General features: G+C 74.1%; 10 protein-coding genes. All 10 read left to right on the forward strand.

Annotation, left to right across the window (positions count from 1 at the left end; genetic code table 11):
* Positions 1-16: 16 nt before the first annotated feature.
* Positions 17-1,273 carry an ATP-grasp domain-containing protein gene (locus ACFTZL_RS00700; RefSeq protein WP_382576473.1) on the forward strand — a complete coding sequence of 419 codons (1,257 nt, stop codon included), beginning with the start codon at positions 17-19 and terminating at the stop codon, positions 1,271-1,273.
* Positions 1,270-2,109 carry a Rossmann-like domain-containing protein gene (locus ACFTZL_RS00705; protein WP_382576475.1) on the forward strand — a complete coding sequence of 280 codons (840 nt, stop codon included), beginning with the start codon at positions 1,270-1,272 and terminating at the stop codon, positions 2,107-2,109. Before ACFTZL_RS00700 ends, ACFTZL_RS00705 begins: the two co-directional genes overlap by 4 nt.
* Positions 2,106-3,197, forward strand: a complete 1,092-nt coding sequence (locus ACFTZL_RS00710; protein WP_382576478.1) for a PLP-dependent cysteine synthase family protein — start codon at positions 2,106-2,108, stop codon at positions 3,195-3,197. The genes ACFTZL_RS00705 and ACFTZL_RS00710 overlap by 4 nt, the downstream gene beginning before the upstream one ends.
* Positions 3,194-4,246 (forward strand): dipeptide epimerase, encoded by a 1,053-nt coding sequence (locus ACFTZL_RS00715; protein WP_382576480.1) that lies wholly within the window; start codon positions 3,194-3,196, stop codon positions 4,244-4,246. Before ACFTZL_RS00710 ends, ACFTZL_RS00715 begins: the two co-directional genes overlap by 4 nt.
* A complete protein-coding gene (locus tag ACFTZL_RS00720) occupies positions 4,230-5,453 on the forward strand; it encodes an MFS transporter (RefSeq protein WP_382576483.1) in 1,224 nt (407 codons plus the stop codon). The genes ACFTZL_RS00715 and ACFTZL_RS00720 overlap by 17 nt, the downstream gene beginning before the upstream one ends.
* Positions 5,450-6,256 carry a class I SAM-dependent DNA methyltransferase gene (locus ACFTZL_RS00725; RefSeq protein ID WP_382576486.1) on the forward strand — a complete coding sequence of 269 codons (807 nt, stop codon included), beginning with the start codon at positions 5,450-5,452 and terminating at the stop codon, positions 6,254-6,256. The genes ACFTZL_RS00720 and ACFTZL_RS00725 overlap by 4 nt, the downstream gene beginning before the upstream one ends.
* Positions 6,257-6,280: 24 nt before the next feature.
* On the forward strand, positions 6,281-7,849 hold the full coding sequence (locus ACFTZL_RS00730; RefSeq protein ID WP_382576488.1) for an ABC transporter substrate-binding protein: 1,569 nt from the start codon (positions 6,281-6,283) through the stop codon (positions 7,847-7,849).
* The gene (locus ACFTZL_RS00735) at positions 7,846-8,805 is read left to right on the forward strand and encodes an ABC transporter permease (protein WP_382576491.1); all 960 of its coding nucleotides are present in this window, start codon (positions 7,846-7,848) and stop codon (positions 8,803-8,805) included. Before ACFTZL_RS00730 ends, ACFTZL_RS00735 begins: the two co-directional genes overlap by 4 nt.
* Positions 8,802-9,596 carry an ABC transporter permease gene (locus tag ACFTZL_RS00740; RefSeq protein ID WP_382576493.1) on the forward strand — a complete coding sequence of 265 codons (795 nt, stop codon included), beginning with the start codon at positions 8,802-8,804 and terminating at the stop codon, positions 9,594-9,596. The genes ACFTZL_RS00735 and ACFTZL_RS00740 overlap by 4 nt, the downstream gene beginning before the upstream one ends.
* A partial coding sequence (locus ACFTZL_RS00745) for an ABC transporter ATP-binding protein (protein WP_382576495.1) occupies positions 9,593-10,609 on the forward strand: 1,017 nt, incomplete at its 3' end. The genes ACFTZL_RS00740 and ACFTZL_RS00745, both read left to right, overlap by 4 nt.

Here is a 10,609-nt window from a genome sequence, read left to right on the forward strand (position 1 = left end):
CAAGAAAGGGGGAGTTGTGGCTCATCTGTTGGTGGTCGAGAGCTGGGTCGGGTCCATGAGCCGACTGCTGCCGCGGGCGATCCGGGAGAACGGGCACGCGTTCACGTTCCTCACCCGTGACCTGCACCACTACCTGCGCTCGGCCCCGGAGGGAACGGCCCATCCGCTGCTCGGCGCCCGCAACGTCATCACCGCCGACACCAACGACATCGAGGCGCTGCTGCCCGAGGTCGAGCGGCTGCACGGGGTGCTCGGCTTCGACGGGGTCGTCACGTCCTGCGACTACTACCTGCCGGCCGTGGCACGGATCGCGGAACGTCTCGGTCTGCCCGGCCCCGGGCCCGAGGCGGTCCGCAACGCCTGCCGGAAGGACAGCACCCGCCGCGTCCTCGCCGACGCGGGGGTGCCGGGCCCGCGCTTCGCCGTCCGGGAGGAGTGGGCCGACATCGCGCGGGCCGCACGGGACATCGGCTACCCGCTGGTCGTCAAGCCCGTCGACCTGTGCGCGGGCATGTACGTGCGCCGCGTGGACGACGAGGCCCAGCTCGCCGCCGCCTGCCGGGCCCTGGCCGACTTCCCGGTCAACGCCCGCGGACAGCGGCGGACGCCCGTGGTGCTGCTCGAAGAGCTGCTGGACGGTCCCGAGGTGAGCGTCGAGACGGTGTCGTACGCGGGCGCGGTCCAGGTGGTGGGCGTGACCGACAAGAGCGTCGGCGGAGCGCCCGCCTTCGTCGAGACCGGGCACATGTTCCCGGCCGCGCTGCCCTTCGCCGACGCCGAGGCCGCCGAACAGACCGCGCTGGCCGCCCTCAAGGCCCTCGGCCTGACCGACGGGGTCGTGGCGCACACGGAGATCAAACTGACCTCCGCCGGACCGCGCGTGGTCGAGGTCAACCCCCGGCCCGCCGGGAACCGCATCACCGAGCTCGTACGGCACGTCACCGGGATCGACCTCGCCGCCGCCTTCGTGGACGTCGCCCTGGGCCGCGCACCCGACCTGCGGCACACGGACACCGGGCTGCGCAGCGCGGCCGTCGGCTTCCTGGTGCCGGGCTCCTCGGGCACCCTCGAAGCGCTGGACGGCGTGGACGTGGGCGACCTGCCCGGTGTGCTGGAGGTGCAACTCGCCGAACCCGGCAAGGCGGTGAAGGCGGCGGGCAGCAACAACGAGTACCTGGGGCACGTCATGGCTGGCGACGCCGACGGACTCGGCGCCCGCGCACGCGTCGAGACCCTGCTGGACGGGCTGCGGGCGGGACTGGTGATCCGATGACCGCGCTCACCGGCACCCGCACCTCGTACGACGGCCTCGTGGACCAGGTGCGCGCCGGGGCCCTCGGGCCCGACCCGGGCACGCTGCGCATCGCGGTGGCCTTCACCACCCGGCAGGCCGTCCGGCACGCCGGGCGGGGCACCGGCTACCGCAACGAGGTGCTCAGCCTGCGCCTCGCCGAGGCCGTGGGCAGTTGCGCGGTCGAACCCGGGGCGCTGCCCGACAGCGCGGTCGAGGAGTGTGTGGGCGCGGACGTGGCCCGGCTGCTGGAGCATCCGCTGCCGGCGGTGCGGGTGGCGGCCCTCGACGCCTATCTGATGCACGTCCTGCCGCACACCCCGGCGAACGGGGCCCGCCCCGTCCCGCTGCCCGCCGGTTCGTCGCTGGAGAAGTCCCGGGCCCGGGCGAAGACCGTCGTAGGCCTGCTCGACCTGCCGCCCGGTGCCACGGTGCTCGTGGTGGGAGTGGTCAACTCCCTTCTGGAAGCGCTGCGTTCGCGCGATCTGCGCTACATCCCGTGTGACCTCAAGGGCGGCACGACCGAGTGGGACGAGCCGGTCGTCGCCGACGCGCTCGCCGCGGCCGGCCGCTGTGACGCGCTGCTCGTCTCCGGCATGACCCTGGGCAACGGCACCTTCGAACCGCTGCGGCGGCACGCGCTGGCGCACGGCAAGCGGCTGGTGATGTTCGCCCAGACCGGGAGCGCGGTGCTGCCGCGCTTCCTCGGGCAGGGCGTCAGCGCGGTGTGCGCGGAGCCGTACCCGTTCTTCTGGCTCGACGGCGGCCCCGGTGTCCTGCACCGCTACGACGGCTCCTGTCCGGGAGGCGGGCGATGACCGCGACCGCGCTCCGCCCGGCCGCGCGACGGGAACTGCTCTCCCTGGTCGGCCGTACCCCACTGGCCCGCATCACCGCCGACCTGCCGGGCCCGCACCCCGGGTTCTGGGCCAAGCTCGAAGGGCTCGCCGCCGGCGGGATGAAGGCACGGGCCGCCGTGTCGATGCTGCTGGGCGCCCGCGAACGCGGTGAACTGCTGCCCGGTGCCCCGGTGGTGGAGTCCACCTCCGGCACCCTCGGCATCGGGCTCGCCTTCGCCGGACAGGCCCTCGGTCATCCCGTCGTGCTGGTCGGCGACCGGGAACTGGAGCCGTCCATGCGCCAGTTGCTGCGGGCTTACGGGGTGCGGCTGGAGATCGCCGACCGGCCGGCGGAGCGGGGCGGCTGGCAGGCAGCGCGCCTGGCCCGGCTGCGGGAACTGCTGGCCGAACTGCCCGGCGCCTACTGGCCCGATCAGTACAACAACCCCGACAACACCGCCGGCTACGCCTCCCTGGCGGCCGAAATCGCCGTCGAACTCGACCATCTGGACATCCTGGTGTGCAGCGTCGGCACCGGCGGCCACAGCGCGGGCATCATCGGCCCGCTGCGCCGGCACTGGCCCGCCCTGCGGCTCATCGGCGTCGACGCCACCGGCTCCACCATCTTCGGCCAGCCCGCCCGGCCCCGGCTGATGCGCGGCCTCGGCAGCAGCATCCACCCGCGCAACGTCGCCTACGACGCCTTCGACGAGGTCCACTGGGTCGGCCCGGCCGAGGCCGTCGACAGTTGCCGCCGGCTGGCGCGGGGCGCCTTCGTCAGCGGCGGCTGGTCCACCGGCGCCGCCGCCCGGGTCGCCGCCTGGGCCGCCCGCGTCCACCCCGGGGCGGTCGTCGCCACCGTCTTCCCCGACGGCCCGCACCGCTACCTCGGCACGGTCTACGACGACGACTTCACCGCCGCCCACGGCCTCGACCCGGCCGCCGCGGCCACCCGGCCCGTCGAGATACCGCACCCGTACGCGGCGGAGGCCGCCGGCTGGGTCCGCTGCACCCGCGTCAGCGACCCGCTCGCCGCCCCCGCCTCGCAGAAGAAAGAGAGCCCGTGAAGTCCAGCCTGCGCACCGTACGCCTCGAACTCGCCGAGCCGCTGCGCATCTCCCGTTCCACCATGACCGCACGCGACGCCGTATGGCTCACCGTCGAGCACGAGGGACTGCGCGGCCACGGCGAGGCCGTCACCAGCGTGTACTACGGGCTCGGCACCGAGACGCTCGTACGGCTCCTCTCCGCCGTGGACCTGAGCCGTTTCGCCGATCCGGAGAGCGCCCTGGAGGCCCTGCGGGCGGGGGATTCGCCCGCGCGTGACGTGCCGCCCGCAGTCACCGCCGCCGTCGAGTCGGCGCTGCTCGACCTGGCCGGCAAACGCGCGGGCGCCCCCGTGCACCGCCTCCTCTGGACCACCGCCCCGCCCGTCGCCGCCACCGCCCGCACCATCGGCATCACGGCCCCGATCCGGGCGGCGGCCGAGGCCCGCCGCCTCGCCGCGAGCGGCTTCGAGGTCATCAAGGTCAAGGCGGGCGCCCCCGACCCCGAGGACGACATCGAGCGCGTGCGCGTCATCCGCGACGCCGCTCCCCGGGCCCGGCTGCTCCTCGACCCCAACGGCGCCTGGTCCGTTGCGCGGGCGGACGCCCTGCTGCCGCGCTTCGCCGACCTCGGCGTGGAAGCCGTCGAGCAGCCCGTCCCGCCCGGCGACCCGGACGCCCTGGGCGCCCTCGCGAAGCGCGCGCCGCTGCCCGTCATCGCCGACGAGGACGCCGTGACCCTGGAGGACGTCCGCCGCCTCGCCGGACGCGTCCAGGGCGTCAACGTCAAGCTCGCCAAGTGCGGCGGCGTACACGCCGCCCTGCGCATCGCCGAGTCGATCGAGGGCAGCGGCACCGACCTGATGCTCGGCTGCCTGACCGCCAGCACCCTCGGACTCGCCCCCGCCGTCCACCTGGCCGACCGGGCCCGCTGGGCCGACCTCGACGGCCATCTGCTGCTCGCCCACGACCCGTGGACCGGGATCGGCGGCGCCGACGGCGTCGTCCGCACCAGTGGCCTCGCCGGCCTGGGCGTCGAGGAGGTGGCGGTCCGTGCGGACGTGGCATGAGATGCGGCGCTTTCCGCTCGCCGTGCGGCTCCTGCTGGTCAACCAGCTCGGCGTCAACACCGGCTTCTACCTGCTCATCCCCTACCTCGCCACCCACCTCACCGAGAATCTGGGCCTGTCGGCGGCGGTCGTCGGCATCGTCCTCGGGGTTCGCAACCTCAGCCAGCAGGGCCTGTTCATCATCGGCGGCTCGGCCTCCGACCGGCTCGGCGCACGCGGCGTCATCATCGCGGGCTGTGCCCTGCGCACCCTCGGATTCGCGCTGTTCGCGCTCGGCGACGGGCTGACGGTGCTGCTGGCCGCTTCCGTGCTGAGCGGGCTCGCGGGGGCGCTGTTCAACCCGGCCGTGCGGGCGTATCTCACGCAGGAGGCCGGAGAGCGCAAGGCGGAGGCGTTCGCGCTGTTCAACGTGTTCGCCACGACCGGCGCGCTCATCGGCCCGCTGCTGGGCAGCGCCCTGCTCCTCGTCGACTTCCGCACGTCCGCGCTCACCGCCGCCGGGATCTTCGCCGTCCTCACCGTGGCGCAGGCGCTCGTCCTGCCCGCGCGCAAGGTCGAGCCGAGCGGCGGCGGCGTCCTCGGGGACTGGCGCGAAGTGCTCGGCAACCGGCCCTTCGTGGCCTTCGCGCTCGCCATGGTCGGCATGTTCACCCTGGAGAACCAGCTCTATCTGCTGCTGCCCGACGGGGCCAGGGAGGCGACCGGCTGGGACGGGGCGGCGGGCATCGTCTTCCTCGTCGGCACGGTCGCCAACCTGGCGCTTCAACTCAGGATCACCCAGCGGCTCAAGTCCCATGGAAACAGGGCACGTTGGATAGCCGTCGGGCTCGCGGTGATGGGGCTCGCGTTCCTGCCGCCGGCCCTCACGGCGGGTGCCGTGCCCGTGCTGGCGGGCGCGCTGCTGCTCTACCTCGGCATCATGATCGCCCAGCCGTTCGTGATGGAGCTGATCCCGCGCTTCGGCCGGCCCGAGCTGACCGGCACGTACTTCGGGATCTTCTACGTCGTCTCGGGCGTCGCCGCCGCCCTCGGCAACACGGCCGTCGGCTGGGCCATGGACACGGGCGAGAGCGGCGGGCATCCCTGGCTGCCGTGGCTCTGCTGTGCGCTGTTCGGGCTGGCCTCGGCGGGCGCGGTGGCGTGGCTGTACCGCCGCGGGGCGCTGCCGGCCCCCGCGGAACCGGTGCGCGAGCGGAGCACCGCATGAGCGTCTTCCGCGGCGGCGTGCTCGGCAACCTCCTCACCGACCACCCGGAGCTGTACGAGGCCCGTTTCCCCGACCCCGAACGGCTGGCCGCCCGGTGGGCGGAGGATTGCCTGCGCCGTCACGGGGCCGGGCCGCGCGTCCTGGACCTGGGCTGCGGCACAGGCCGCGACGCCGCCGCCCTGCACCGGTCCGGCCGGACCGTGACCGGCGCCGACCTCTCCGAGGCGATGCTCGCCCACGCCCGCACCCGCCATCCCGGCCCCGCGTACGTCCGGGCCGACCTGCACGGCTTCGACCTGGGCGGCGACGCCTTCGACGCGGTCGTCTGCCTGGACAGCTCCCTGCTGTACTGCCACACCAACGACCAGCTCGACGGCTTCCTCGCCTCCTGCCGCCACGCCCTCACCCCCGGCGGCCTGCTGGTCGCCGAGATGCGCAACGGCGCGTACTTCCTCGGCCGCACCGACCTGCTCGACCGGCCGCTCGTCGACGAGTTCGCTTGGCAGGGCACGGCCTACCGGTCGAACACCACGCTGACCGTCGATCGCACCGCCCAACTGCTCCGCCGTACTCGCGTCTGGACCACGGACGACGGCTCCCCGCCCGCCGCACAGCACTCCGCCTGGCGACTGCTGTTCCCGCAGGAGCTACGGCGCTTCCTCACCGCGCACGACTTCGAGGTGCTCGAACTGCACGACGGCCCCGGCCCGCGCACCGAACCCCGCTGGCGGCAGGGCGAGTTGCCCGGCACCACCACCGACGGGGACCGGCTGCACGTCGTCGCGCGCCTCCACGCCCCCTGACCCGAAGGAAACGAAGGACCAGCCATGCACGACGAACACTTTCCCGGCCTGCGCCGACGCGGCTTCCTCGCCGCCACCACCGGCGCCGCCGCCCTCGCCCTCACCGGCTGCGGCGGCGGCACGGACGACAAGACGGACAGCGGCAGCGGGGGGACGCCGAAGCGCGGCGGACGGCTGCGCGCCGCCTTCGCCGGCGGCGGCGCGAGCGAGACGCTCGATCCCCACCTGGCCAGCCTGTTCGCCGACGTCGCCCGCGCCAAGGCCCTCTACGACAAGCTCGCCGACTACGACGCCGACCTCTCCGCCAGCCCCCGCCTCGCCGCCGCGTGGGAGGCGAACAAGACCCTCGACCGCTGGCGGGTCACCCTGCGCAAGGCCGCCTTCCACGACGGCAGGCCGGTCACCGCCGAGGACGTCCTCTACAGCTACCGCCGTATCGCCGACCCGAAGCAGGCGTTCCGCGCCAAGGCCTCCCTGGAACCCATCGACCTCGACGCCAGCCGCGCCACCGGCGAGCGGTCGGTCGAGTTCGTCCTCAAGCGCCCCACGGCCGAATTCCCCAACGTCCTGGCCGCGTTCGGCGCCTACATCGTCCCCGAGAACGCCACCGACTTCGACCAGCGGCCGATCGGCTCCGGCCCCTTCCGCTTCGTCTCCTTCGCGCCCGGCCGCTCCGCCGTCTTCCGCCGCCACGAGGACCACTGGGACGGCGCCCCCTACCTCGACGAGCTCGAATTCGTGGTCGTCAACGAGGAGTCCGCTCGTGTCAACGCCCTGCTCGCGGGCCAGGTCGAGTACGCCCACGAACTCAACCCCACCACCGCACGCGCCCACGAGGGCCGGGGACAGATCGAGATCGTCCGGCTGCGCAACAGCGCCATGCAGGCGTTCTGCATGAAGACCGACCGGCCGCCCTTCGACGACCGGCGGGTGCGCGAGGCGTTCTTCCTCATCGCCGACCGGAAGGAACTCGTCGACGGTGCCCTGTCCGGCGCGGGCGAGGCCGGCAACGACCTGTTCGGCAAGGGCTACGAGTACTACGCCGACGGTCTGCCCCAGCGCGAGCAGGACCTCGACCGCGCCCGCGCCCTGCTGAAACAGGCCGGCGCCGAGAAGCTGAAGGTCACCCTGGACACCTCGGCCGTCGCCGCCGGTTTCACCGAGGCGGCCGGCATCTTCCGCGACCAGGCCGCCAAGGCGGGCGTCACGATCGATGTGCGGATGGGCAGCAAGGACTCCTACTGGAGCGACATCCTCGACGGTGGCACCCTGTGCTGCTACCGCTCCGGCGCCATGCCCATCGAGGCCCACATCTCCCAGCGGCTGCTCACCGACTCCACGACCAACGCCACCAAGTGGCAGCACAAGGACTTCGACGCCCTCTACCAGCAGGCGCAGTCCACCCGCGACAAGACCGAGCGGGCCGCCGTCTACGAGCGGATGCAGCGCCGCCTGTACACCGAGGGCGGCTTCCTCGTCTGGGGCTTCGCCGACTGGATCCTCGGAACGGCCCGCAAGGTCAGGGGAGTCGAGACCAAGGCCCCGGCCAACACCCTCGACTGGGCCCGCTTCGACAGGGTGTGGCTCGCGTGAAAGAGAGCGGCCTGGGCTCGTTCGTCGTCCGGCGGCTGCTCCTCGGCCTCGCCCAGACCGTGGCCGTCGTGCTGCTGGTCTTCGCGCTCACCGAGGCGCTGCCGGGCGACGCCGCCGTGGCCCTCGCGGGCGACCAGCCCGACCCCGCGCGCATCGCGGCGATCCGCGAGACCCTGGAGCTGGACCGGCCCGCTTACGCACGTCTGGCCGACTGGGCGACGGGCCTGCCGCACGGCGACTTCGGCACCTCCCTGACCTCCGGCCGCCCGGTGGCCCACTACATCGCCGACGGCTTCGGCCCGAGCCTGCTGCTGGCCGCGCTCACCGTCGCCTTGCTCGTCCCGCTCGGCTTCGGACTCGGCGTGCTCGCCGCCCACCACGAGGGGCGGCTGATCGACCGGCTGGTCAGCTCCATGACACTCGCCGTGTACGCGGTGCCCGAATTCGCCCTCGGGGTGCTGCTGGTGACGGTCGTCGCGCTGAAGCTGGCCTGGCTGCCACCGACGGCGGTGGGCTACGGCACGGACCTGCTCGGCCACCCAGCCGTGCTCGTCCTGCCGGTGCTGGTCCTGCTCTCCCGCCCGGTCTGCTCCCTGTCCCGCCTGGTCCGGGCCGGCATGGTCGACGCCCTCGCCTCGCCCTACGCCGCCCACGCCCGTCGCTACGGCGTCCCCGGCGCCCGCGTCCGCTACGCCCACGCGCTGCCCAACGCCCTGGCTCCGGCCGCGCAGCAACTCGCCCGCACCGTCGACTGGCTGCTGTGCGGGGTCATCGTCGTGGAGGCGCTCTTCGTGATCCCCGGCCTGGGCACGGTCCTCCTCAACGCGGTCGCCGAGCGGGACGTGCCGGTGGTGCAGGGGCTGGCGGTGGTGTTCGGTGTGCTGACCGTCGTACTGAACCTGGGCGCGGACGTGGTGGCGTACCGCCTGACGCCGCGGGCGGGGGTGGCGGCGTGAGGGCCCCGCGCCGATCACTGCTCGGCCTCGCCGTCGTCGCGGTCCCCCTGCTCCTCGCCCTCCTGGGGCCCCTGTTCGCCGGTGCCCCCGGCCCACGCGCCGTCTCCTTCACCCTCGGCGGAGGCCACTGGCTCGGCACCGACTTCGTCGGCCGGGACGTCTGGCAGCAGGTGCTGCACGGCGGCCGTACGGTCGTGCTGACCGCGCTCGCCGCGACGGCCCTCGCCTACCTCGTCGCCCTGCCGGTCGGACTCGCCGCCGCGGTCACCCGCGCACGGTGGCTCGAGGAGCTGCTGATGCGGCCGCTGGACGTGCTGCTCGCCGTACCGTCGCTGCTGCTGATCCTCCTCGTGGCGTCCGTGTTCACGCCGGGCGCGGTCGGCCTCGCGCTGCTCGTCGCCCTGGTGAACGTGCCCGACGCCGCCCGGATCGTACGGGCCGCCGCGGCCGAGGCGGCGGCCCGGCCCGCCGTGGAGGCGCTGCGTATGCAGGGCGAGTCGTGGTGGCGCGTCGCCGTCGGCTACGTCGGCCGCTCCGCCCTGCGCACCCTGGCCGCCGACGCCGGTATCCGGCTGACCGGCGTGCTCTATCTGGTGTCTACGGCCGCGTTCCTCGGCGTGGGCGTCGCCCCGGACGCCGCCGACTGGTCGGTCATGGTCGACCGCAACCGCACGGGCCTGTTCATCCAGCCCTGGGCCGTGGTCGTGCCCGCCCTGCTGATCGTCGCCCTGACGACGGGCACCAACCTGCTCTTCGATGCCGCACTGGACAAGAAAGGGCGACGCCCGTGAGCCATGAGAGCGACCTGGTCGCCGAGATCCGTGACCTGCGCGTCGAGATCGCCGGCCGGGCCATCGTCGACGGGGTGGACCTGCGTGTGCTCCCCGGCCGGGTGACCGCCCTGGTCGGTGCCTCCGGGAGCGGCAAGACCACCACCGGCCTCGCGCTGCTGGGGGAGTATCCGCCCGGCGCCCGGGTCACCGGGGAGGTGCGCCGGTCCGGGGACGGCCCGGTCGGGTACGTGCCCCAGCATCCCGCCGCCGTCCTCAACCCGGCCCGCCGCGTCAGCGCCCTGCTCGACGACATCGCCCGCGCCCAGGTACGTCACCTGCCCCGCGCACAGCGCCGCACGGCGGCCCGGGAAGGGGTGCGCGAAGCCCTGACGGCGGCCCAACTCCCCGACGCCGAAGCCCTACTGCGTCGCTACCCCCACCAGCTCTCCGGCGGCCAGCAGCAACGCGTCGTCCTCGCCCAGGCCCTCCTCCTCGGCGCCCGCGTCATCGTCGCCGACGAACCCACCACCGGCCAGGACGCGCTCACCAAGCGCGGCATCGTCGACCAACTGGCGGCGGTCGCCGCCCGCGGCATCGCGGTGGTCCTGCTCAGCCACGACCTGGACGTGGTCCGTGCCCTCGCCGACGAGGTCCTCGTCCTGCGCAGGGGCCGCGTCGTCGAGTCGGGCCCCGCCCAACGCCTGTGGCAGGCCCCACGCCACGCATGGACCCGCCGCCTGCTCGCCGAACACGGCACGGCCCTCGCCGACGACGGCGGCGATGACTCGGCGCAGGACGACGCGAGCCCTGCCCCCGTCCTCCGCGTGAGCCACCTCACCGCCCGGCACCACGGCGGCGCCCGCAGCGGCACCACCACCGTCCTGCGCGCCCCGCACCTCGCCCTGCATCCCGGCGAATGCCTCGCCGTCGTCGGCCGCTCGGGCAGCGGCAAGACCACCCTCGCCCGCTGTCTGGCCGGGCTCCACCGGGACCACGACGGCGAGATCCTGCTCGACGGGACCGCGCTGCCG

Source organism: Streptomyces sp. NPDC056948 (assembly GCF_042674225.1).
Taxonomy (GTDB): domain Bacteria; phylum Actinomycetota; class Actinomycetes; order Streptomycetales; family Streptomycetaceae; genus Streptomyces; species Streptomyces purpurascens.

Coding starts and splice junctions, on each gene's coding strand:
- ACFTZL_RS00705 (WP_382576475.1), top strand. CDS start 1,270: ATGACCGCGCTCACCGGCACCCGCACCTCGTACGACGGCCTCGTGGAC.
- ACFTZL_RS00710 (WP_382576478.1), top strand. CDS start 2,106: ATGACCGCGACCGCGCTCCGCCCGGCCGCGCGACGGGAACTGCTCTCC.
- ACFTZL_RS00725 (WP_382576486.1), top strand. CDS start 5,450: ATGAGCGTCTTCCGCGGCGGCGTGCTCGGCAACCTCCTCACCGACCAC.
- ACFTZL_RS00730 (WP_382576488.1), top strand. CDS start 6,281: ATGCACGACGAACACTTTCCCGGCCTGCGCCGACGCGGCTTCCTCGCC.